Source organism: Mycolicibacterium mageritense (assembly GCF_010727475.1).
GTDB classification, from domain to species: Bacteria; Actinomycetota; Actinomycetes; order Mycobacteriales; family Mycobacteriaceae; genus Mycobacterium; species Mycobacterium mageritense.
The window spans coordinates 2,223,586-2,245,615 of record NZ_AP022567.1; the positions used below are offsets into that span (position 1 = coordinate 2,223,586).

Annotated in this window: 24 protein-coding genes and 1 pseudogene; 11 read left to right on the plus strand and 14 right to left on the minus strand. The window is 66.7% G+C overall.

Annotated elements, in window-relative coordinates:
• Nucleotides 1–9 precede the first annotated feature (9 nt).
• Nucleotides 10–1,350, plus strand: a complete 1,341-nt coding sequence (locus tag G6N67_RS10660) for a lipase family protein (protein ID WP_407663336.1) — start codon at nucleotides 10–12, stop codon at nucleotides 1,348–1,350.
• A gap of 426 nt (nucleotides 1,351–1,776) precedes the next feature.
• On the plus strand, nucleotides 1,777–2,097 hold the full coding sequence (locus G6N67_RS10665) for a hypothetical protein (protein ID WP_036432296.1): 321 nt from the start codon (nucleotides 1,777–1,779) through the stop codon (nucleotides 2,095–2,097).
• Here G6N67_RS10665 and G6N67_RS10670 read toward each other — a convergent pair.
• A complete protein-coding gene (locus G6N67_RS10670) occupies nucleotides 2,069–2,512 on the minus strand; it encodes an SRPBCC family protein (RefSeq protein ID WP_036432294.1) in 444 nt (147 codons plus the stop codon). The two genes, G6N67_RS10665 and G6N67_RS10670, sit on opposite strands and share 29 nt — an antisense overlap.
• Nucleotides 2,481–2,939: an acyl-CoA thioesterase gene (locus G6N67_RS10675; RefSeq protein ID WP_036435412.1), complete on the minus strand. Its 459-nt coding sequence runs from the start codon at nucleotides 2,937–2,939 to the stop codon at nucleotides 2,481–2,483. The genes G6N67_RS10670 and G6N67_RS10675 overlap by 32 nt, the downstream gene beginning before the upstream one ends.
• Nucleotides 2,940–2,966: 27 nt before the next feature.
• Between G6N67_RS10675 and G6N67_RS10680 the strand changes: the two genes are divergently transcribed.
• From G6N67_RS10680 to G6N67_RS10690, 3 genes are read left to right on the plus strand one after another with little or no spacing between them, the layout of a single operon-like run.
• Entirely contained in the window at nucleotides 2,967–4,058 is a 1,092-nt protein-coding gene (locus G6N67_RS10680; RefSeq protein WP_036432292.1) for an alcohol dehydrogenase catalytic domain-containing protein, read from the plus strand.
• A 39-nt stretch (nucleotides 4,059–4,097) separates the two neighbouring features.
• On the plus strand, nucleotides 4,098–5,216 hold the full coding sequence (locus G6N67_RS10685; protein ID WP_036432290.1) for an L-talarate/galactarate dehydratase: 1,119 nt from the start codon (nucleotides 4,098–4,100) through the stop codon (nucleotides 5,214–5,216).
• Nucleotides 5,213–5,890 carry a FadR/GntR family transcriptional regulator gene (locus tag G6N67_RS10690; RefSeq protein WP_036432288.1) on the plus strand — a complete coding sequence of 226 codons (678 nt, stop codon included), beginning with the start codon at nucleotides 5,213–5,215 and terminating at the stop codon, nucleotides 5,888–5,890. Before G6N67_RS10685 ends, G6N67_RS10690 begins: the two co-directional genes overlap by 4 nt.
• 16 nt (nucleotides 5,891–5,906) lie before the next feature.
• On the opposite strand, the gene G6N67_RS10695 is transcribed toward G6N67_RS10690, so the two are convergent.
• The 5 genes from G6N67_RS10695 to G6N67_RS10715 all read right to left on the minus strand — a co-directional run bounded on the left by G6N67_RS10695 (nucleotide 5,907) and on the right by G6N67_RS10715 (nucleotide 11,657).
• Nucleotides 5,907–7,433 carry a tripartite tricarboxylate transporter permease gene (locus G6N67_RS10695; RefSeq protein ID WP_036432287.1) on the minus strand — a complete coding sequence of 509 codons (1,527 nt, stop codon included), beginning with the start codon at nucleotides 7,431–7,433 and terminating at the stop codon, nucleotides 5,907–5,909.
• A gap of 18 nt (nucleotides 7,434–7,451) precedes the next feature.
• The gene (locus tag G6N67_RS10700; RefSeq protein ID WP_081812511.1) at nucleotides 7,452–7,985 is read right to left on the minus strand and encodes a tripartite tricarboxylate transporter TctB family protein; all 534 of its coding nucleotides are present in this window, start codon (nucleotides 7,983–7,985) and stop codon (nucleotides 7,452–7,454) included.
• Between the two features lie 3 nt (nucleotides 7,986–7,988).
• Nucleotides 7,989–8,999, minus strand: coding sequence for a Bug family tripartite tricarboxylate transporter substrate binding protein (locus G6N67_RS10705; RefSeq protein WP_036432285.1), 1,011 nt, complete (start codon nucleotides 8,997–8,999; stop codon nucleotides 7,989–7,991).
• A gap of 136 nt (nucleotides 9,000–9,135) precedes the next feature.
• A complete protein-coding gene (locus G6N67_RS10710; RefSeq protein WP_036432283.1) occupies nucleotides 9,136–10,887 on the minus strand; it encodes an acyl-CoA dehydrogenase in 1,752 nt (583 codons plus the stop codon).
• On the minus strand, nucleotides 10,884–11,657 hold the full coding sequence (locus tag G6N67_RS10715; protein ID WP_036432282.1) for an SDR family oxidoreductase: 774 nt from the start codon (nucleotides 11,655–11,657) through the stop codon (nucleotides 10,884–10,886). Before G6N67_RS10715 ends, G6N67_RS10710 begins: the two co-directional genes overlap by 4 nt.
• A gap of 95 nt (nucleotides 11,658–11,752) precedes the next feature.
• Between G6N67_RS10715 and G6N67_RS10720 the strand changes: the two genes are divergently transcribed.
• Entirely contained in the window at nucleotides 11,753–12,223 is a 471-nt protein-coding gene (locus tag G6N67_RS10720) for a GbsR/MarR family transcriptional regulator (RefSeq protein WP_036432281.1), read from the plus strand.
• Nucleotides 12,220–13,038: a class I SAM-dependent methyltransferase gene (locus tag G6N67_RS10725; RefSeq protein WP_036432280.1), complete on the plus strand. Its 819-nt coding sequence runs from the start codon at nucleotides 12,220–12,222 to the stop codon at nucleotides 13,036–13,038. The genes G6N67_RS10720 and G6N67_RS10725 overlap by 4 nt, the downstream gene beginning before the upstream one ends.
• Here the strand turns inward: G6N67_RS10725 and G6N67_RS10730 are convergent.
• A complete protein-coding gene (locus G6N67_RS10730; RefSeq protein WP_036432279.1) occupies nucleotides 13,035–13,712 on the minus strand; it encodes a TetR/AcrR family transcriptional regulator in 678 nt (225 codons plus the stop codon). The genes G6N67_RS10725 and G6N67_RS10730 overlap by 4 nt on opposite strands.
• Nucleotides 13,713–13,803: 91 nt before the next feature.
• On the opposite strand from G6N67_RS10730, the pseudogene G6N67_RS39145 reads away from it, so the two are divergent.
• Nucleotides 13,804–13,914 (plus strand): annotated as a pseudogene (locus G6N67_RS39145) (CAP domain-containing protein); the annotation flags it as partial.
• A 9-nt stretch (nucleotides 13,915–13,923) separates the two neighbouring features.
• On the opposite strand, the gene G6N67_RS10735 reads toward G6N67_RS39145, so the two are convergent.
• On the minus strand, nucleotides 13,924–14,433 hold the full coding sequence (locus G6N67_RS10735) for a CGNR zinc finger domain-containing protein (protein ID WP_036432278.1): 510 nt from the start codon (nucleotides 14,431–14,433) through the stop codon (nucleotides 13,924–13,926).
• Nucleotides 14,434–14,520: 87 nt separating this feature from the next.
• Between G6N67_RS10735 and G6N67_RS10740 the strand changes: the two genes are divergently transcribed.
• Genes G6N67_RS10740 through G6N67_RS10750 form a run of 3 tightly spaced genes read left to right on the plus strand, consistent with a single transcriptional unit; the run spans nucleotide 14,521 to nucleotide 17,038 of the window.
• Nucleotides 14,521–15,384, plus strand: coding sequence for an alpha/beta fold hydrolase (locus G6N67_RS10740; protein WP_036432275.1), 864 nt, complete (start codon nucleotides 14,521–14,523; stop codon nucleotides 15,382–15,384).
• The gene (locus tag G6N67_RS10745) at nucleotides 15,384–16,061 is read left to right on the plus strand and encodes a haloacid dehalogenase type II (protein WP_036432274.1); all 678 of its coding nucleotides are present in this window, start codon (nucleotides 15,384–15,386) and stop codon (nucleotides 16,059–16,061) included. Before G6N67_RS10740 ends, G6N67_RS10745 begins: the two co-directional genes overlap by 1 nt.
• Nucleotides 16,058–17,038, plus strand: coding sequence for a zinc-binding alcohol dehydrogenase family protein (locus G6N67_RS10750; RefSeq protein WP_110798402.1), 981 nt, complete (start codon nucleotides 16,058–16,060; stop codon nucleotides 17,036–17,038). The genes G6N67_RS10745 and G6N67_RS10750 overlap by 4 nt, the downstream gene beginning before the upstream one ends.
• An 84-nt stretch (nucleotides 17,039–17,122) precedes the next feature.
• On the opposite strand, the gene G6N67_RS10755 is transcribed toward G6N67_RS10750, so the two are convergent.
• The 5 genes from G6N67_RS10755 to G6N67_RS10775 form a co-directional block, all read right to left on the minus strand.
• The gene (locus G6N67_RS10755) at nucleotides 17,123–17,941 is read right to left on the minus strand and encodes an ABC transporter ATP-binding protein (RefSeq protein WP_051578669.1); all 819 of its coding nucleotides are present in this window, start codon (nucleotides 17,939–17,941) and stop codon (nucleotides 17,123–17,125) included.
• On the minus strand, nucleotides 17,892–18,926 hold the full coding sequence (locus G6N67_RS10760; RefSeq protein WP_036432270.1) for a taurine ABC transporter substrate-binding protein: 1,035 nt from the start codon (nucleotides 18,924–18,926) through the stop codon (nucleotides 17,892–17,894). The genes G6N67_RS10755 and G6N67_RS10760 overlap by 50 nt, the downstream gene beginning before the upstream one ends.
• Nucleotides 18,923–19,786, minus strand: a complete 864-nt coding sequence (locus tag G6N67_RS10765; protein ID WP_036432269.1) for an ABC transporter permease — start codon at nucleotides 19,784–19,786, stop codon at nucleotides 18,923–18,925. The genes G6N67_RS10760 and G6N67_RS10765 overlap by 4 nt, the downstream gene beginning before the upstream one ends.
• A 142-nt stretch (nucleotides 19,787–19,928) precedes the next feature.
• On the minus strand, nucleotides 19,929–20,543 hold the full coding sequence (locus G6N67_RS10770; protein WP_036432266.1) for a DUF3159 domain-containing protein: 615 nt from the start codon (nucleotides 20,541–20,543) through the stop codon (nucleotides 19,929–19,931).
• Between the two features lie 55 nt (nucleotides 20,544–20,598).
• The gene (locus G6N67_RS10775; protein WP_036432264.1) at nucleotides 20,599–21,912 is read right to left on the minus strand and encodes a cytochrome P450; all 1,314 of its coding nucleotides are present in this window, start codon (nucleotides 21,910–21,912) and stop codon (nucleotides 20,599–20,601) included.
• Between the last annotated feature and the right edge of the window lie 118 nt (nucleotides 21,913–22,030).

The following is a 22,030-nucleotide window of genomic DNA, read 5'->3' on the forward strand; positions in this document are numbered from 1 at the left end:
ATCCGTTGCGTGGGGGTCTTCCGTAACTGGATTGTGTCGTTGTTCGCTGCCGTTTCCCTGCTCGCCGGATTCGCTGCGCCAGCCGCTGCCGAACCCGTCACCGGGAACTGCGGATTTGCGCCAGATGACATCTACGCCAAGGAATTTCAGTGCAATCGGTACGGCGAGTTCTATACGCCGCCCGATCCCCTTCCGGCGGGCGATCCGGGTGATCTCATCCGCACCGAGCCCATGCGGCTGGTCTACGAACCGTCCGGGCAACTCGGCAGCTGGGTGGCCACCGGAACGCGGATCATGTACCGCAGCACCGATTCCCGCGGCAATCCGACCGCCGTAACCGGCACCTACTTCGAACCCGACCGGCCGTGGCCCGGTGCGGGGCCGCGCCCGTTGATCGCCTTCGCACCGGGCACGCAGGGGCAGGGTGACCAGTGCGCACCGTCCCGCGTGTTCGAGCAGAGCATCCACTTCTCCAGCGGCCTCGACATCACCATGGGCTACGAGGAACTGTTCGTCGCCACTATGGTGGCGCGCGGATTCGCCGTCGTGGTAACCGATTACGAGGGGCTCGGCACGCCCGGAGTACACACCTACGTCAATCGCCTGGCCGAAGCCCAGGCCGTGCTCGACGCGGCTCGCGCGGCCAAGAAGCTTCCGGGCACGTCGTTGACCCCGGACGGACCCGTCGCGCTGTGGGGCTATTCGCAGGGCGGGGGTGCCAGCGCCGCGGCGGCCGAACTGGCGCCGGGATACGCACCCGAACTCGATCTGGTCGGCGCGTATTCCGGTGCGCCGCCGGCCAATCTGCCCGACCTGCTGCCGTACGTCGACGGCAACGTGTTGGTCGGCGCGGTCGGCTATCTCATCAACGGGGCGATCGCCGCCTATCCCGAGGCCGCCGACGCCATCCACGACAAGCTCACCATCTATGGCGAAGACCTCCTCAACAAGACCAAGGACCAGTGCGTCGTCGAAACCGGGCTGACGTTCGCGTTCCACCACCTGCAGGAGTACTTCAACGGCGACCCGTACGAGGTGATCGCCAACGAACCGTTCAAGAGCCTGCTCGATCTGCAGCGCATCGGCAGGCTCAAGCCGGAAACCCCGGTGTTCATCGACAGCAACCACTTCGACCCGCTGGTGCCGTGGACAGGTGCCAACCAACTCGGCCGCGACTGGTGTGCGCAGGGCGCCGACGTCCAATTCTGGACCAACGACCAGCCGCCGTTCCTCAACAAGCTGTCCGTCAACCACGCTCTGGCGTATTTCATGGACGGCGAGCGCGGCATGCAGTGGATCGCCGACCGGTTCAACGGTGTCCCGACCACGCCCAACTGCGGACAGTTCTGAGTGTTTTCACCTTCGCACCACCGGCATCACCGGTACCGCTCCGGAGGCAGGTGTCGCGCGGCCCGCCTATACGCGACAAAGTCGCAGAAATCGCCACACCAGCACCTGGACTTCCATTTGCCCCACCGGTCACGACCACATAGGTCTCACGGACCTATCCGCACCACTGCAGCCTCAGGGGTCACGCGTCCGCCTATACGCGACAAAGTCGCTCACAGGCGAGCATGGGGCAGATGAGCAAATTCGAAACCGATGAGGCTGGCTGGGCTGGTGGGATGTTTTCTGTGGGGTAAAAGCGATTCAAGTGTCCTGAGGGACTTGTTCTGCGACTTTGTCGCAAACAGCCGGGCAGAACGACACCCCGCCCCGGGCGGTGACGGCTGTGACAGGTGTGACACTGTCGGACCTCGGTGGCACTGTGACGCCATGTCGGACAAAATCCTGTTGCGCGGCACCGCACTTCGCTACGTGCTCACGCTGCACCTGTTCCGCACCGGCCCGCAGAGCGTCGCCGATCTCGTCGACGCGCTGAGCGACCAAGGCTTCACCGTGAAAGGGCGACCATCAAAGGCCGTTTCGGACGCCTTACGCGCCGAGATCACCCACGGTCGCGTGTTCCGCGTACGGCACGGCTGCTACCGGCCCGCGTCGATGCCGCGCGGAACCGAATACCGGATCCGAGAACGCGTGGCCGCCCTGCGTGCGGCCGCCGCCGACCTCAGGCCAGCTGCTGAACCCTGGCGATGAGGGCGTTGGCAAGGTGGTCCAGCGTGTCGCCGATCAGCTTCTTGACCATCAGCGCGGGGATCGGCAGCTTGGTGTCGACCTCGACGTCGAGATCGACTTGGAGCAGCGTGGTCGTCTCCCCGAGCGGCACGACCGAGAACCGCTGCTCCTGCTTGGCGAAATGGTCGCCCTGCTGCAGCACTGTGTAGACCTGGTTCTCGGCGGGGTAGTAAACCGCGTTGATGAAGACGCCCGACTGGCCCTGGATCTCGACGTCCAGCCGCAGCTGGCTGGGACGCCCGTCGTCGTAGCGGGCCAGGATCCAGCACCCTTTGATCTCGGGATTCCACTGCGGATAGGCCTCGAAGTCGGCGACGATCGCCATGATCTTCTCGGCGGGGGCTTCAACCTCTACGGTCTTGCTCACGAGCGGCATCGGGCGAGCATATCGAGCCCAGCAGCGTGCGGATCGCGGCGGGAATCGGGATGGGTCGTCGCGTGGCCCGGTCGACGTACACGTGCACCCAGTGCCCGACGGCCGCAACCGGGCCGTCGGCCTCGAAAAGCCCGAGCTGGTAGGTGACGCTGCTGTTGCCCAACCGGGTCACCGACAGCCCGACCACCAGCGGGTCCGGGAACTTCAGCTCGGAGAAATACCGGCACCCGGATTCGGCGACCACGCCCAGCCACGGCGCGGTCATCGGGTCGATGTCGCAAGTGGTGTCGATCCACGCATTGATCGCGGTGTCGAACAACTCGTAGTACACCGCGTTGTTGAGGTGGCCGAACATGTCGTTGTCGGTCCACCGGGTCAGCACCGGCCAGTGCACGGGGAAATCTGCGCTCGACAGCGACGGATCCATGGCCGACAGTCTGACAGGCTGGTGGATGTGAGAATCCGCGGAGCTGTCCTGGAAAGCATCGGCGCGCCACGCCCCTACACCGGATCCCGGCCGCTGACGGTGTCCGAACTCGACCTCGCCGAGCCCGGACCGGGTGAGCTGCTGGTCCGCATCGAAGCCGCCGGCCTGTGTCATTCGGACCTGTCGGTAGTCGACGGCAACCGGGTACGACCGGTCCCGATGTTGTTGGGCCACGAGGCGGCCGGCGTCGTGGAGTCCGGGGACTCTGACCTGCCGGTCGGGCAGCGCGTGGTGATGACGTTCCTGCCGCGCTGCGGCCAGTGTGCGGCCTGCGCGACCGACGGGCTGACACCGTGCGCCCCGGGCAGTGCCGCCAACGGTGCGGGCACGTTGATGAACGGCGACATCCGGCTCAGCCGCGACGGCGAACCGGTGTTCCACCATCTCGGAGTGTCGGGGTTCGCGACCCACGCCGTGGTGGACCGCCGGTCGGTGGTCCCGGTGCCCGCCGACGTCCCGGCCACGGTCGCGTCGTTGCTGGGTTGCGCGGTGCTGACCGGCGGCGGCGCGGTGCTCAACGTCGGCAAGCCGCAGCCGGGCGACACCGTGATCGTGGTCGGCCTCGGCGGCGTCGGCATGGCGGCCGCGCTCACCGCACTCGCGCATGACGATGTCCGGATCATCGGCGTCGATCAGTTGTCCGACAAGTTGGACCGGGCCCGCGCCTTGGGCGTGCACGAGGCCTACACACCCGACGAGGCTGCCGACCTCAAGGCCACCGTGGTGATCGAAGCGGCAGGCCACCCCGCGGCCCTCGAAACAGCCATTGCGCTGACCGGCGCGGGCGGGCGCACCATCACGGTGGGTCTACCCCGCCCGGATGCCCGGATCTCGGTGTCTCCCTTGGGTTTCGTCGCCGAGGGCCGGTCGCTGATCGGCAGCTATCTCGGCTCGGCGGTGCCGGCCCGCGACATCCCCCGGTTCGTCGAGCTGTGGCGCGCGGGCCGACTGCCGGTCGAGGAACTGGTGTCGTCGACCATCCCGCTCGACGAGATCAACGCGGGCATGGACGAACTCGCCGAGGGCCGCGCGGTGCGGCAGATCATTCGGTTCAACTGACCACTTCCCAACTTATATGACAAGTTCTACACTTGTCATATGACTGATCGCATCCGCCGTCTCACGCTGTCCCACGTCATCCTGCCGCTGCCCAACCCCGTCAGCGACGCCAAGGTGCTGACGGGCAGGCAGAAACCGCTCACCGAAACCGTGCTGCTGTTCGTCGAGGTCGCCACCGAACAGGGCTTCGAAGGCATGGGGTTCAGCTACTCCAAGCGCGCCGGTGGCCCGGCGCAGTACACACACCTCGCCGAGATCGCCGAGGTGGCGATCGGTCAGGATCCGTCCGACATCGACCGCATCTACCAGTCGCTGCTGTGGGCGGGCGCGTCCGTCGGGCGCTCGGGTGTCGCGACGCAGGCCATCGCGGCGCTCGACGTCGCACTGTGGGATCTCAAGGCGCGCCGCGCGGGGCTGCCGCTGGCGAAATTGATTGGTGCGCACCGGGATTCCTGCCGTGTCTACAACACGTCCGGCGGCTTCCTGCAGGCCTCGGTCGATGAGATCAAGGAAAAGGCCAGCGCATCCCTGGAATCCGGCATCGGCGGCATCAAAATCAAGGTCGGACAACCCGACTGGAAGACCGACCTGGAGCGCGTGGCCGCGCTGCGGGAGCACCTCGGCGAAACCCCGCTCATGGTCGACGCCAACCAGCAGTGGGATCGGGCCAGGGCACGCCGGATGTGCCGAGAGCTTGAGCGGTACGACCTGATCTGGATCGAGGAGCCGCTCGATGCGTGGGATGCCGTCGGGCATGCCGACCTCAGCCGCACGTTCGACACCCCGATCGCCACGGGAGAGATGCTGACGTCGGTGCCCGAGCACATGGCGCTGATCGACGCGGGCTACCGCGGCATCGTGCAGCCCGACGCGCCCCGCATCGGCGGCATCACGCCGTTTCTGCGGTTCGCGACGTTGGCCGCGCACGCCGGGCTCGCGCTGGCTCCGCACTACGCGATGGAGATTCACCTGCATCTCGCCGCGACGTACCCGACCGAGCCGTGGGTCGAGCACTTCGAGTGGCTCAACCCGCTGTTCAACGAGCGCATCGACATTCACGACGGCCGCATGTGGCTGCCGGAGCGGGCCGGCCTCGGTTTCACATTGAGCGATCAGATGCGGGCGTTGACGAAGGAGCGGGCAGAATTCCGCCTGTGAGCGTATCGCAAAGGGTGGTCGCCGGCCTCAAGGACAAGATCTTGGCCGGCGACCTTCCGCCTGGGCACAAACTGCCCTCGGAGGCCGAGCTGATCGACGAGTTCGGCGTGTCCCGCACCGTGGTTCGTGAGGCCGTGACCCGGTTGCGGGCCGAGGGCCTTGTCGAAACCTTCCAGGGCCGTGGCTCTTTCGTGCTCGCCGTGCCGGAGCCGACGTCATTCACGGTCGAGTCGGCCGCGATCCGGACCCACCGCGATGTGCTCGACATGGTCGACTTCCGCCTCGGCGTCGAATGCGAGGCCGCTGCGCTGGCTGCCGCCCGTATCGACGCCGCAGGAGCCGACGCGGTGCGGGCCGCGCTCGCGGCCTTCGGCACGGCCACGCCCGACGACGCCGTGGAAGCCGACTTCCGGTTCCACCGGGCCGTCGCGGCGGCCAGCGGCAATCGCTTCTACGTCGACCTTGTCGACTCTCTGGGCCCCATGATGATCATGCTGACGCGCACCCGCCTTGGCGCCGAGCATTCGATCACCGATGCGGCGCACGCGGAACGTGTCCGCCGCGAGCATGAGGAGATCGCGACCGCGGTGATCGCGGGTGAGCCTGACCTCGCGAGGGCCGCCATGCGCCTGCATCTGGGCAACACCCGCCGGCGCCTCGACGCGGGGCGCTGACAGCGCTGCCCAACGGTTAACGCGCCGGCACCTCGTCGACCGTCTCGACTTCCTTCTTGTGCGCCACGCGCCGCCTGAACAGCAGTCGCGCCGCGGGCAGCAAGATCACGATCGCGAACGCCGCGAAGATCATTCCCGACAGCGGCCGGGTGACGAAGCCCGTGGGATCGCCGTCGAAGATCAGCATCGAACGGCGGATGTTCGACTCGACCAGTGAGCCCAGCACGAAGGCCAGCACCAGCGGGCCGGGGTCGAAGCCGGTCTTCTTCATGAGGTAGCCGACCACGCCGAACGCGATCATCACGAAGATGTCGAACGTCGAATTGTTGATGGTGTAGACGCCCAACAACGTGATGAGCGCGGTGATCGGAGCCAGAATGGCCGGACGCACCCGCAGGATCCGGACGAACAGCCCGACCAAAGGGATGCTCAGGATCAGCAGCGCGAGGTTGCCGATGTACATCGAGTTGATGACGCCCCAGAACAGGTCCGGATGCTCGTCGACGAGCTGCGGCCCGGGTGAGACACCGAGGATCAGCAACGCGCCGAACAACATTGCCATCGACGCGTTGGCCGGGATGCCGATGGTGAGCAGCGGGATGAACGACGACGTGGCCGCCGCGTTGTTGGCGGTCTCGGGCGCCGCGACCCCTTCGACCGCACCCCGTCCGAAGCGCTCCGGGTTCTTGGACCGCTTCTTCTCGGTGGCGTAGGCGACCAGCGAGGCCAGCACCGCGCCTCCGCCGGGCAGCACGCCGAGGATGAAGCCGATCACCGATCCCCGCCCGATCGCCCCCGAAGACTGGCGCAGGTCTTTGCGTGACGGCCACGCATTGCCCACCGTGGCAGGCACATGCGGCTTGCCGTGTCGCTGTTCGAGGTTGTAGAGGATCTCCCCCACGCCGAAGAGACCCATTGCCACGACGACGAAGTCGATGCCGTCGGCCAGCTGCAGGCTCTCGAACGTGAACCGCGACGCGCCGCTGAAGTTGTCGCGGCCGACGGTCGCCAGCAGCAGACCGATGGCCGCGGCGATCAGCGACTTGAGCATGTTGCCACTGCCGATGGTCGCCACGAGCAGCACACCGAACAGCGCGAGCGCGGCGTACTCCGGCGGCCCGAAGTCGAGCGCGACCTTGGCGATCACCGGCGCGAGCAGCGAGAGCCCGATGATCGAGATCGTGGCTCCGACAAAGGATCCGATCGCCGCGATACCGAGCGCGGTACCGGCCTTGCCCTTTTTGGCGAGCGCGAATCCGTCGAACACCGTCACGACCGACGATGCCTCGCCGGGTAGCCGCAGCAGCACCGACGTGATGGTGCCGCCGTACTGGGCGCCGTAGTAGATGCCCGCGAGCATGATGATCGCCGACAGCGGATTGATGGTGTAGGTGATCGGCAGCAGGATCGCGATGGTGGCGGCAGGCCCGAGCCCGGGCAGCACCCCGATGACCATGCCGATGAGCACGCCGATCAGGCAGTACAGCAGGTTCTTCGGTTCGACGACAAGCGCGAACCCGTCAAGAAAAGCGTTGATGTCCATGGTTTTTGGGCCGGTTTCTCAGAAGGCGATCAGGTGCGGCAGCGGGATGCGCAGCCCGTAGAGGAACAGGAGGTAGAAGACGATGGTGGTGACCACGCTGATGACCGCTGTGCTGCGCCAGCTTTCGCCGCCGAGGAACCGCAACCAGATCACGCACAGCGCCAGACCGGGGAGCTCGAATCCGATGAGCGGCATGAGCGCACCGAACGCGATGAACGTGACGGCACCGACGGCCGCGAGCACGCTGGCCCGCGTGAACTTCTCGGCATCGGTGAGACCGCGCCCGATCACGAGCAGCAGCACCGACAGCACCGTGATGACGACGCCGACCACGAATGGCCACAGCCCGGGCCCGGGCTCCCGCAGGCTGCCCAGACCGTACCCGTGGGCCAGCACCGCGGCGCCCAGGCCGACCACGATGCCGACGACCGCGGCCACGGTCTGGTAGGCCGGGCCACCCGCGGGCGGGCGTTCCTCTTCCAGCTCGTGTGCGACCTCGGCCTCGATCTCGGCGAGAATGTCACCGCCGCTGACGTGTTCGCTGCCGGCCATGGCTCAGCTGGCTCGCAGGTCGATGCCGAACTGCTTGACCAGATCGGCGTAGCGCTGCTTGTCCTGAGTGAGCTGCTTGAGCACCTCGTCGCCCGGCTCTTCCATGGGTGTGAGGCTGTTCTGCTCGTTGAAGGCCTTGTAGTCGTCGGTCGCGAAAGTCGCCTTGAGGCCTTCGACCAGTCGGTCCGACACGTCTTGCGGCGTGCCCTTTGGCACCGTCATGAACCGGTACTGCGTGACCTCGACGTCGAAGCCCTGCTCCTTGGCCGTCGGCACGTCGGGCAGATACTCGATGCGCTCTGGACCGAACACCGAAAGCGGAACCAGCTTGTTGGACTTGATGTTCTCGATCGCCTCACCGACCTGGAGCACCGCGACGTCGATCTGGTTGCCCAGCAGTGCGGTGAGCGCGGGGGCACCGCCGTCGAAGGGCACCGCGGTGGCGGGCTTGTCGAGAGATTTGAACAGCAGGGCCGCGGCGAGCTGGGCCCCGGTACCGACGCCGGTGGTGCCGTACCTGATCATCTTGGCCGCGTTGTCCAGATCCTTGACGCTCTTGTAGCCGCTGGCCGGGTTGGTCACCAGCACGTAGTCGTCGCGGGATACGCCGTAGACGACATCGAACTTGTTGAGGTCGGTGGCCTCGTCGGGGCTGACGGCCAGGGGCGTGATGGTGTACAGCGAGGCATTCTGGATGGCGATCTTGGAACCGTCGGCGGGCGCGTTGGCGATCTCGGCAGCGGCCAAGGCCCCGTTGGCCCCTTCACGGTTGATCACCGGGAACGACGCGCCGAGGCTGTCGCTCAGGCCTTTGGACACCGCGCGACTGATCAGGTCGCTCGACCCGCCTGCGGACGCGCCGACGTACATCTCGACGGTGCCCGACGGGTATTTGTCACCGGTCCCGCTGCCGGTACTGGTCTGCACGCCGCTGCACGCGCTGAGCACCAGGCCGGTCGCGGCGGCCGCCGCGAACAGGAGGTGACGACGTGGTCGGGCGGTTGAGATCGCCATGGCATTCGCTCCTACAAGTGTGTGAAATGGCCCGCAACGGGGTGGCACTGTGGCGGCCATCACTACAAAATAGGGAGCACGGCGATACCTGTCCAAGCCTTAATTGGTATCGCTTGATGCCGGTATTGAATAACTGTCAGAACCAGGCGTCACGCATGTCCAGCGTGGTCCGATCCAGGCTTTCCAGCAGGTCCAATTGTGGTGCGGTCCTGGGCAGTTCGTAACGGTAGAAGTACCGTGCGGCCTGCCGTTTGCCCCGGTAGAAGTCATCGGAGAAATCTCCGTCTGCCTTCTCGGCGGCCAGCAATTGCTCAAGCCAGATCCACGCCACCACGATGTGGCCGAACGCCTCCAGGTACACCGCGCTGTTGGCCATCGCGGCCTCGACATCGCCGGAGGCGAACATCGCCCCGGTGACCGCGACCAGCCGCCGCCAGGCGGTGTCCAGCTGGTCGGCCAACTCAGCGGCCGAACCTCCACGTGCCGGATCCTCATTGCTCCTCGCGTGCGCAGTCGTCACCGTGGCGGCGATCCGCTCCCCCAGCGCGACGAGGCTCGCACCGCCGTTCTGCGTCACCTTGCGGCCCAGCAGATCGAGGCTCTGGATGCCGTGCGTGCCCTCGTGGATCGGGTTCAGCCGGTTGTCGCGGTAGTGCTGTTCGACGTCGTATTCGCGCGTGTAGCCGTATCCGCCGTGTACCTGGATCGCCAGGCTGTTGGCCTCCAGGCACCACTGCGACGGCCAGCTCTTGGCGATCGGTGTGAGGATGTCGAGCACCGCGTTGTCGCCCTCGTCGACGAGCTTGGCGCAATACAGCAGCAGCGCGAGGCCGCCTTCGACATAGGCCTTCTGCGCCAGCAGCATTCGCTTGACGTCGGCGTGCTCGATGATCGGCACCTGCGGGGTCGACGGATCCTTGACGCCCAGCGGCCGGCCTTGCGGGCGTCCGCGCGCATACTCGACCGACTTGAGATATCCCGTGTAGCCGAGCGCGACGGCCCCCATCCCGACGCCGAGCCGCGCCTCGTTCATCATGTGGAACATGTAGACGATGCCGCGGTGCGGCTCGCCCACGAGGTAGCCGACGGCACCGTCGAAGTTCAGCACGGTGTTGGTGATACCGCGTTGCCCCATCTTGTGATTGAGGCCCGAGATGGCGACGTCGTTGCGAGTGCCGTCGGCCAGGTATTTGGGCACGATGAACAGCGATATGCCCTTGGTGCCGGCCGGTCCACCCGGAATCTTGGCCAGCACGAGGTTGACGATGTTCTCGGTGAGCTCGTGCTCGGCGCCCGAGATCCACATCTTGGAGCCGAACAGCCGGTAGGTACCGTCCGACTGCGGCTCGGCGCGCGTGGTGATGTCGGCCAGCGACGATCCGGCCTGCGTCTCCGACAGCGCCATGGTGCCCGAGAACCGGCCCGCCAGCATGGGTTTGACGAATGCCTCGATCTGCTCGGGGGTGCCGAAGTGGGCCAGCAGGTTGGCGTTGGCGATGGTGAGCATGAGGTAGCCCGACGTCGAAACGTTGGCCGCGGCGATCCACGCGAAGGCAGCCTGTGCGACGGTGGCAGGCAGTTGCGCTCCGCCGATCTCTGCGTCGAGCCCCATTCCGATCAGGTCGGCCGAGGCGAACGCGTCCCACGCCTCCTTGACCTCGGGGATCAGCGTGACGGTCTGCCCGTCGAACGTCGGCTCGTCGGCATCGCTGCGCTTGTTGTGCGGCGCGAAGTAGCGGGTCGCGAGCTGCTCGCACAGGTCCAGCACGCCGTCGAACGTCTCCCGGGAGTGCTCCGCGAATCGCTCCAGGGCCGTGAGCTTTTCGACGTCCAGCCACTCGTAGAGCAGGAAGTCGAGGTCGCGCCGGGACAGGATCGTGGACTTCATCGGATGGTGCTCACGCCGCCGTCGACCGGGATGACCGCGCCCGTGATGTAGGAGCTCGCGCGGCTCGCCAGGAACACCGAGATGCCCGCGATGTCGTCGGGCTGCCCGATCCGGCCCAAGGGCAGACCCGAACCCACCGCGTCGGATCCGGCCCGCAGCATCTCCTTGGTCATGCGGGATTCGAACAAACCCGGCGCGATGGCGTTCACGAGAATCTTGGGGGCAAGCTCACCCGCGAGATGCTGCGTCAGCATGTGCACGGCGGCCTTGCTGGCGCTGTAGGAGAAGTTGTCCCGGCCCTTGCCCGGCGCGACGATGCCGTCGATGCTTCCGGTGTTGATGACGCGGGCCGGATCATCCTCGGTCGCAGCGGAATTCAGCAACGGCGTGAGCGCGCGCGTCAGCAGGAACACACCCTTGACGTTGACGTTGTAGACCTTGTCGAAGCCGGACTCCGGGAACTCGTCATAGGGCGCGCCCCAGGCCGCGCCGGCGTTGTTGAACAACGCGTGGATCGCGTCCTCGCGCCCGGTGAGCGCGGCGGTGAGCGCGGCCACGCCCTCGGCGGTCCCGAGATCCGCGGGCACCGCCGCGACCCGGCCGAGCGGGGACAGCGCCTCGACCGCGGCGTCCAACTCGGCCTCCTTGCGGCTCGACAGGTACACGCTTGCCCCGGCCTGCAGCAGGCCGCGCGCCATCATCAGGCCGATGCCTCGGCCGCCTCCCGTGACGACGGCGACCTTGCCGTCCAATCGGAACAAATCGGTCATGCCGACCAGTCTGCTGCGTGGGGGTTGACGCGGGCGGCCCGACCCGACGTATAGTTCGTTCAGTTCGTACTGAACGATAAGGACCGGAGGTGACTGTGACGCCGGAGGAGGGCGAGTTCGTCGATCGCATGGGCCTGTTCATGGAGCTGCTCGGCGCGTCGCGCACGATGGGCAGGCTCTACGGCTGGCTGATGATCTGCGATCCGCCGCAACAGTCGCTGACCGCGCTGGCGAAGTCGCTGGCGGTCAGCAAGGCGTCGGTCAGCACAGTCGCGCGCCAGCTGCAGGAGGGCGGCCTGATCGAGCGGCTGCCCAGTGCGACGCGCCAGCATGTCTACCGCGTCCGGCCCGGAGGCTTCACGAGCGTGATGGACGCGCAGCTGTCACGCATGAAGCTCGGCATCGACGCTGCGGAGTTCGGCCTGTCCCTGGTCCGTGACGACCGGGCCGAGCAGCGCGAGCGGCTCGAGGACTTCCGGGACTTCTGCGAATTCTCCACCCAGGCCTACCACGACGAACTCATCCGGCTCTGGACCGACTACCGGAACAGCAGGAGGCAGTCATGACGACGACGAAGATCGACTTCAGCTCGGTGAAATGGCGTTCGGTCGAATGGACCAACGTGTGCACGCTCTACCTACGCGCGTGCGAAAGCCGGTTACCCCAGCCCGTTCTGGGCGATCACGCGGCTGCCGAAGCCGTCGACCGCATCGACTACGACTTCAAACGCATGCACCGGGCCGCGCAACCGTGGGCCAACCAGTTCCTGGTGGCCTTACGCGCCAAGCAACTCGACGATTGGACCGTCAGCTTTCTCGACAAGCACCCCGACGCGGTCGTGCTGCATCTCGGCTGCGGCTTGGACACGCGCGCGTTCCGCATCGGCAGGCCGGCAGGCGTCGACTGGTTCGACGTCGACCAGCCCGGCGTGATCGAGCTGCGGCGCAAGCTCTACGACGACGGCCCGGGCTACCGGATGATCGGATCGTCGGTCGCCGACGCCGGCTGGCTCGACGAGATCCCCACGGGGCGCCCGACCCTTGTGATCGCCGAAGGCCTGCTCATGTACCTGGACGAGGCCGATGTCCGCGCCCTTTTGCAGCGACTCACCGACCGTTTCGACACCGGGGAGATCGCGTTCGACACGATCGCTCCGAGCGGCCCCAAGCTGTCCCGGCTGTTCAGCAACGGCATCGTCAAATGGGGCATCGGCGACGTACACGAGCTCGAGCGGTGGAATCCGCGGCTGCGTCTCCTCGAGCGGGTGCCGGCGTACGCCAACTATCGGACGATCCCGTTGACGGCCCAGCGGCTGCTGTTCAGCGTGCTCAACGCGACCCTCGGGAGCCGCTACGACGTGCTGAACCGGTTCGCGTTCTAGGGCGTTTCGCCGACGTCGATGCCCAGCGGGTCGCCCGTGCGCACGGCTTCGTCTCGGATCAGGCCGCGCAGCAGTGCGGTGCTGAACTCGACGGCGATCTCCTGGGCCGTGCGCCGGCCGTGCGGCCGCAGCCACCGGTAGGAGCCGAGCGTCATCCCGATGTAGCCGAGGGCCAGGACGTGCGAGTCGCAGTCGTAGAACTCGCCGCTCGCGATGCCCCGGTCGATCACGTCGCGCACGTGCTCATAGACCTGCGTCTCGGCCCGGCGGATGTAGGCCACCTGCTCCTCGGTGAACCACTCGGTGATGTAGGGCCCCTCCTGGAAGTAGACCGCGGCCTTCTCCAGGTCGTTGGCGATGCCGGTGAGCAGTCGCCGGGTGAAGTGGTAGATGGTTTCGCGGGCCGACGCGGTCGGATCGTCGTGCAGCGCCTCGACCGTGAAGTCGGCCGTGCTCTTGTAAAGGTCGTAGAGGATGAGCGACTTGCTGGAGTAGTAGTGGTACACCGTGGCCTTGTTGAGGCCGACGGCCTCGGCGACGTCGTCCATCCTGGTGCCGTGGTAACCGCGCGCAGCGAACAGCTTGGCCGCGACGGTCAACAACTCGTCACGGCGGGACGTGCCGTTGGCGGACGCGGCGGCGCGACCGCGGCCGGCCTCTGTATCGGATGGCATAAACATCTCCGGGGTAACTCAATCAACTGGATGGTTGAACAGTGTAGGCAATCCCTGTCCGAGTCTTGCGCTATCGGTCTAGACTGCCGGAATGGATCCGAATCCGGACTATGACGCCAGTGACGAGATCGAATACTTCTTCAACTGGGTTCCGTGGGGATTGCGCGGGGTGTACCCGCCGCCGGCGTATCCCCCGGTCTAGACCCCGCTCTCACTCCGTCGCCTTCGCGCGCTGGTAATGCCTGCGCGCCTTCATTCGGTTCCCGCAGATGGCCATCGAACACCAGCGTGCGGTGTTGGGCTTGCTGCGATCGATCAGGAACAGCCGGCAGTCCGGGTTCGCACACGCACGTAGGCGCCCGGGACTGCTGATCCGCAGGGCGTCCCACGCCAAGACCGCCCGTACCGCGCCGCGCATCGCGTCGTCGGTGTCCAGTTCCCAGCTCAACCCGTCGACTGTCGCAGTCGGGCGTAATGCCACGGCCTCGAGGAACGGGTCGAGCTTGTCCGCCGACTCGCTTCCGCGCACCACGGCCTGAAGCACATTCCGGGCCGCGACCAGATCCGCCAACTCGCCTTCGGCCGCCCCATGCTCCCGCAGCCAGGCCCGCGCGGCCCCCTCCGCGAGCAGGTCGTGTTGCACCCCGTCCATCACCGGCGTGGTGTTGAGCAGATCGAGCAGCAGCGCCTCGTCGCGCAGGCCCACTTCCACCAGCTCCATACCTAACCTCCAAATAGCTATTGACAGGTTACTCTCGTCGGCGTTGAATGTCGCTAACCGGTAACGCTACTTAAAGGAGTTAGTCACATGACCGTTCACCACCGCTACGCCACCGTCGACGGGCAGCGCCTCTTCTACCGCGAGGCCGGCTCGCCCGACGCCCCGACGATCGTGCTGCTGCACGGCTTCCCCACGAGCTCATACATGTTCCGCGACCTCATCCCCCGGTTGGCCGACAGCTACCACGTCATCGCGCCTGATCACCTCGGTTACGGACACTCCGACGCACCTGCGGCCACCGAGTTCGACTACAGCTTCGACGCGCTCGCGGACCTGACCGAGGGCCTGCTCGCCCAGCTCGGGGTGTCCCGTTACGCGATCTATGTCCAGGACTACGGCGCTCCGATCGGCTGGCGGCTGGCACTGCGACACCCGGAGGCCATCACCGCGATCGTGACCCAGAACGGCAACGGCTACGACGAAGGCTTCGTCGAGAGCTTCTGGACCGTCGTCTGGGATTACCAGCGTGAGCAGACCCCCGAAACCGAAGCCGGCGTGCGGACCGCGTTGGACGTCGAAGGCATCAAATGGCAATACCTGACCGGGGTTTCCGACGAGAGCCTGGTCAACCCGGACACCTGGGTCCACGACGCCGCGATCGTGTCGCGGCCCGGCAACGACGAGATCCAGCTCAAGCTGTTCCGCGACTACGCGACCAACGCGCCGCTCTACCCCGCCCTGCACGAATACTTGCGCACCAGTGGGGTTCCCGTGCTCGCGGTGTGGGGCGAAGGTGATCCCATCTTCGGACCCGACGGTGCTCGCGCGTTCGCCAAGGACTCCGTCGACCCCGAGATCCACCTGCTCGACGGTGGGCACTTCCTGCTCGAAACCCACGTCGACGAGGTCGCCGGCCTGATCGACGGTTTCCTGCAGCGTCGGGTTCGTTGATGAGGCCCGAGCTGTTGGTGTTCGACGTCAACGAGACGCTCATCGACATCGATTCCCTGCAGCCGCATTTCGTGCGGATGTTCGGCGATCGGTCGGTGCTACGGGAGTGGTTCGGCCAGCTCGTGATGTACTCGATGGCCGTCACCCTGGCCGGGCGCTACACCGACTTCTTCACACTCGGACAATCGGTGTTGCGCATGACCGCCGACGTCCACGGAGTCGACATCACCGATGCCGACCTGGCCGCGCTCGCCGATGCCATGCGCACGATGCCGGCCCACCCAGATGCCGCAGAAGGCTTGCAGCGTCTCCGGGCCAACGGATTCCGCCTTGTCACCCTTACCAATTCACCACACCGGCACGGCCCGACGCCGTTGGAGCGGGCCGGGTTGACCGGGTACTTCGAGCACCAGTTCAGCGTCGACGAGCACCAGGCGTTCAAGCCAGCACCGGCGGTATACGCGGGCGTTGCCGAACACCTGAACGTTGCGCCGGCCGCGTGCATGATGGTCGCGGCCCACATGTGGGACACCATCGGCGCCCAGGCTGCCGGGTTCCGCGGCGCATTCATCGCGCGGCCCGGCAACGCGATCCTCGCCGCTCCCGGTGTTCCCCAGCCTGATGTCGTCGCCTCAGATCTTCTACAGCTCAACGAAATACTGGAGAAACAGTCATGACCACACACATGCGCGCCATCGTCCTCGACGGCTTCGGCGGCCTGGACCGCCTCGTCTACACCGACATCCCCAAACCTGAGCCAAAGGCCGGCGAAGTCGTCATCCAGATCAAGGCCTTCGGCATCAACCATGCCGAGATGCACATGCGGCGCGGGGAATGGGCCGAGGCTGCCGAGGTCAGCGGTATCGAATGCGTCGGCATCGTCGACTCGTGTCCCGGCGGCGAATTCCCGGTCGGCGCCAGGGTAGCCGCGCTCATGGGCGGGCTCGGCCGAACGGTCAACGGCAGCTACGCCGAGTACACCCGGGTGCGAGCCGCCAACGTCGCACTGATCGAATCCGATCTGCCCTGGGACCAACTTGCGGCGCTGCCGGAAACGTATGCGACGGCGTGGACCTGCCTGTTCCGCAACATCGACCTGCAGGCCGGTCAGACCCTCGTGATTCGCGGCGCGACATCCTCTTTCGGTCAGGCAGCCGTCAAGCTCGCGGTCAACGCGGGTGCACACGTCATCGCAACCACACGGAACCCGGACCGCTTCGCGCTGCTGGAAGGCCTCGGTGCCCGCGCCGAGAAAGAGGTACCAGACCTGAGTGCACACATCGCCGAGTCCGGCCACATCGACGCCGTGCTCGACCTCGTCGGCAACAGCACAATCCTCGACTCTCTGGATATGCTGCGCCGCGGTGGAACCGCATGCCTGGCAGGCTGGTTGGGTGGGCTCGACCCCATTCCCGATTTCAACCCGCTGTTGCGTATGGCCAGCGGCGTGAACCTCAGCTTCTTCGGCAGCTTCGTGTTCGGCTCACCCGGCTTCCCGCTGTCCGACGTGCCGTTGAGCGACATCGCAGGCCAGGTCGAACGCGGTGAACTGGACGCGAAGCCGTCGCGGGTGTTCGCATTCGACGAGATCCGTGAGGCACACCGCGTGATGGAAGCCGGTGAGGCCGGCGGAAAGATGGTGGTCGTGGTCTAGCGGCGCGACCAGCGACCGCCAATTCGACGAAAATGTCTTTGCCTGACCGGATTTACAACATTTTCGTCGAACTCGACGCGGGAACTAGGCCGCAGCGGCCTTGACGGCCTCGCCGACCTCGGTCCGCAGTTTGAGGTACTCCGGCGAGCGACGCAGCTCGTGCGGGTCGACGCCGGTACGTGGCAGGTCGACCGGCAGATCGAGCGCCACCTTGCCGGGCCGACGCGTCAGCACCACGATCCGCGATCCCAGGAACGCGGCCTCGTCCGCGCTGTGGGTCACGAAAACCGTTGTGCGGCCGGACTCCGCGCTGACCTGGCGGACATCTTCCTGAAGACGTTCGCGGGTCAGCGCGTCGAGCGCGGCGAACGGCTCGTCGAGCAGGAACAGCGGGGTCTCGGCGGCCAATGCCCGAGCGATCGCGACGCGCTGCTGCTGGCCGCCGCTGATCTCCCAGATCTTGCGTTTTGCCGTGCCTTCGAGGCCTACCCGCTCGAGCAGTTGTTCACGCCGTTCGGCGCGGCGCTCGCGCGGCACCTTGGCATACTTGAGCGCGAGTTCGACGTTGCCGCCGACCGTTCGCCACGGGAACAGCCGCGGCTGCTGGAACACCACGCCGGAGGTCACCCCGGGCGTCGGCGGTGCACCGGCCACGTGCACCTCACCCTCGGAAGGGGTTTCGAAGCCCGCGATCAACCGCAGCAGCGTGCTCTTGCCGCACCCCGAGGCGCCCACCAGAACCAGGAAGGCGCCAGGCTCGACGTCGAGATCCACCGGTCCCAACGCCGTCACCTTGTTGTCGCCCTGCCCGTAGCGGTGCGCCACGTTGGCGATGCGCAGACCGCCCTTGGGGTCACTGCTGTTTGGAGAGGACACCTGGCAATCCCTTCGTATAGATCGCATCCTGGAAGGTCTTCAACGGCGCGGCCTGCGGAATCTGCTTCTGGTCGGCCAGGAACTGCGATGCGCTCTGCAGGTTGGCCGCGATGTTGCCCGGCTGGCCGTCGGTGCCCAGCCACTGCGGCGACGCCACCTCGGCCGGCGTCAGGTACACGCCCTGCTTGAGTTGTCCCGCAACATCATCCGGGCTCAACCCGATCTCTGCCGAGATCGCCTTGGCGGCCGCGCTCGGATCGTCCTTGATGACGCCGAGCGCGCGTGCCTCCTGCTGGCGCCACACGTCGACCACGTCGGGATGCGCGGCGGCGAACTCGTCGGACACCGCACCGAGGTCAAGCGTCGGCTTGCCGTCCTTGGCCAGCTGCCGGCTCGTGATCAGATCCTTGCCGGTCTTGCGTAGCTGATCCAGCGTGGGCAACCACGTGTAGGCAGCCGCGATGTCGCCACGGTCCCATGCCGCCAGGATGGCCTGCGGTTGCAGGTCGATCAGCTGAACGTCACTGGCCGACAAGCCGTTCTGGGCCAGCGCGGCCAGCAGGCTGTAGTGCGCCGTGGAAGCGAACGGCGTGGCGATCCGCTTGCCCTTCAGATCGGCGATCGAGTTGACGCCGGTGCCGTCGCGCGCCACCAGCGCCTCGTTGTCACCTGCGACGTCGAGCACGAACGCGACCTTGTACGGGATGTTGAGCGGTGCGGACAGCCCGCGCGCCACGGGGCTGGACCCCAGCGCGGCGAAGTCCAGCTCCTTGGCGATGAACGCCGTGTTGACGTCGGCGCCCGAGTCGAACTTGGTCCACTTGATGTTGTAGTCGGGCAGCGCCTGTTCCAGCCACTTGTTGTTCTTGACGATCAGGTCGCCGCTCGGAAAGGACTGGTAGCCAATGCGAATCGTCGGCTTCTCGGCATCCTGCCCGGAGTGGTCGACCGCGCAGCCGGCCAGCGCAACCGTGGCTGCGGCCAGCACCGTGAGCAGTTTGTTGAATCTCATATTTTCCCTCTCCATGGCACGGCCCGCCGTTCGACAGCCCGCAGCACACCGTCGATCACCAGGCCCGAGATCCCGATGGCGAAGATCCCGACCAGCACGACCGGCGTGTTGTTGTAATTGCTTGCGTCCTTGACCAATCCGCCGATCCCGGGGATGCCGTTGAACAGTTCGGCGGCCACGACCGACGAGTACGCCATGCCGACGGCCAGCCGGATCCCGGTGAACGTCTCCGGCAGGGCCGAGGGCACCACGACGTCACGGATCACCTGGGTCCGGGTTGCGCCGAGCGCGCGCGCCGCCTCCTGCAGCCCGACGGGTGCGGCGACGACGGCCGCGGTGGTGGCCACGGCGGCGGGTGGCAGGGCGGCCAGCGCCAGCAGCGTGATCTTCGGCGCCTCGTCGATGCCCAGCCAGATCACCAACAGGAAGAAGTACGCGAGTGGCGGCAGCGCCCGCAGGAACGTCAGCCACGGTTCGAGCACGCTGCGCAACCAGCCCACCGAACCCATGACCAAGCCCAGAAGCACGCCGACCACCACACCGATCACGACGCCCGCGAACACCCGGCGCAGCGTCATGTACAGGTGCTCGATCAGGGTGTAGCCCGCATAGCCGCGGGCACCGTCATGCGTCGTGGAGACGTCGATGAACGCGCGCCACACCGTGCTCGGGTACGGCACGAACGTCTGGTTCCAGATGCCGGCCAGCGCGACGATCTGCCACACCGCGAAGAACACGACGACCGACAGCAGCGGCAGGGCGGCCTTGGTCAGCAGGGCGCGCCATCGGTTCGACGGCGCGACGGGACGTGGCGAGTCGGTTTCGGACTCGCTCGGAACAATGTCGACGAAGACAGACACGATGGCAGACTTTCTGTTGGCTGAAGCGGTGTGCGAACTGGCTTCAGCGACAGCAGGCAGACGGCGTCGTGTTCACCCGCGTATTGCTACCCGCGGCGCCGTCGGTGGTGAAGGTCTGGAATCGCGGTGAGTTTTTGTACCGTCAGGCCGCGACGCGGGGCAGCGCGCGAATTGCGTACCGGACGGTGAGCAGGATCAGAGACGTGGTCACCAGGAACAGCGGCCATCCCATGGCGATGCGCGCGACCGCGAGCAGGCTGTCCTGGTCGGTGCCGTACAGATAGTTCTGCACCAGGAAGCGCGACCACGACACCACCGCCATGACCGCGGTCACGAGGTCGAACGCCAAGAGCACCCGGGGAACTCGACGCCACGCGCCGTCGCGGCCGGTCGCCCAGGCCCACACCACCCCGACCAGCGGGCGCCGGATCACGATCGACAGCGTGAAGAGCACAGCCATCACCAGCGCCGCCCAGATGCCGGGCAGATAGAAGTCCTTGGCCTTGCCGGTCACCAGCGCAAGCCCCGCGCACGCCGCCACCCCGGCGAACCCCCACAGCGCCGGACGGATGGATTCCCGCCGCAGCAGCTGCCAGCCCAGTACGAGCGCGGCCGCCGTGAGGGCCGCGACCGTGGCCGGGATACGTCCGAAGGCTGCCGAGGTCACCGCGAAGGTGGTCACGGGCAACGACGAATAGACGAGGCCGCGGATCCCGCCGGTGCGCGCGAGCAGTCCTTCGAGCGGGGAATCGGTCATGCGCGTGGGGGCCTCGTGTTCAAGATCGGAACGGTCCCCACCGAGCGTACCGAGCTCAGCAAAGCAGCCCGGCGGCCTCGGTGCGCCGGCTCCCCAGATGTGCCGGGAGCTTGAGGTATCCGTGCAGGTTGACCAGCCCACGCGGGCGTGGAGCCTCGGTCAGTTGCAAGTCGGGGTAGGCCTCGAACAGCACGCGCAGAGCCGTCGCGCCCTCGATCCTCGCCAGCGCGGCGCCGAGACAGACGTGGATGCCCGACGCGAACGCCAGATGCTCGCGCGCGTTGGGACGGGTGATGTCGAACCGCGTCGGCTCGGGAAAAACCCGCGGGTCGCGGTTGGCGCCGCCGAGCAGTACCGCGACCATACTGCCGGCACTGAGCTGTTGCCCGGCGATCTCGACATCGCACTGCGCGGTCCGCGCGGTCATCTGCACGGGGCTGTCGATGCGCAGGATCTCGTCGACGGCGGCGGGCCACAGCTCGGGGTTGTCCCGGAGCCGGGCTAGCTGGTCTGGGTGACGCAGCAGCATGACGATGCCGTTGCCGATGAGGTTGACCGTGGTCTCGAAGCCCGCTCCGATGAGAAGCGCTGCATTGGCGGTGAGCTCGTGGTCGGTGAGCGTGTGGTCGGCGGCCATCCGGCTGAACGGATTGTCGTCGGCCCCGCCGCTGCGCACCCGGGCGAAATGCGCGGCGAGGAAGCCGTCGAGACCGCGGAGCCCCTCGATGCCGCGCCGGTATGTCCGCCACGGGATTCCGATGTCCAGCAGCGGTGCACCGTGGTGACCCCAATCCAGCAGTTGCGCATGGGTTTCCGTGGGCAGTCCGAGAATCTCGGCGATCATCGCGACCGGAAGCGCCGCGGCGAAGTCGGCGATCAGATCGGGCCGGGGCGTACTTTCCAGTCGGTCGATGAGTTCGGCGGTCACCTCGGCGACCCGGGTGTCGAGCTTGTCGATGGCGCGCGGCGTGAAGCTCTGCGCCACCAACTGCCGGTACCGCGTGTGGTCGGGCGGGTCGACGATGACCATCGCGGGCGGCTCGACCGGGTTGGCCACGCGGGGATCGGTCCGGTCGAGCAGCATGCGGAGTGGGCGCGGCATCTCCATACCGCTGGGCGGTGTGACACCGAAGCGCTTGTCACGCAGGATCTCCCGGCTGACCGCATGATCGACGGTGGCCCACACGAATGGTGTCCGGACGAGCCGGCCCCGCCGCCTGATCTCCTCCATCAGGGGATAGGGATCGATGCCCCTCCCGTGGCTGGAGATCAGCGCACCCAGCGGATTTCCCGTGCGGCCCTGAACCGTCATGAAGGCCTTCGGCACCGCGTGCATGGCCAGCCAGCGTGTCCACAATCCGACGCTCATTACGCCCTCCCTCGTGGGGCCGAGTCAGTATGATGAGACGATCGAGACACTTAGACGCTCATCGTCTCGCTCGTCTCGGTCGCTCCGCTACGACGATCGGGACGCAGTGGCAAGGAGG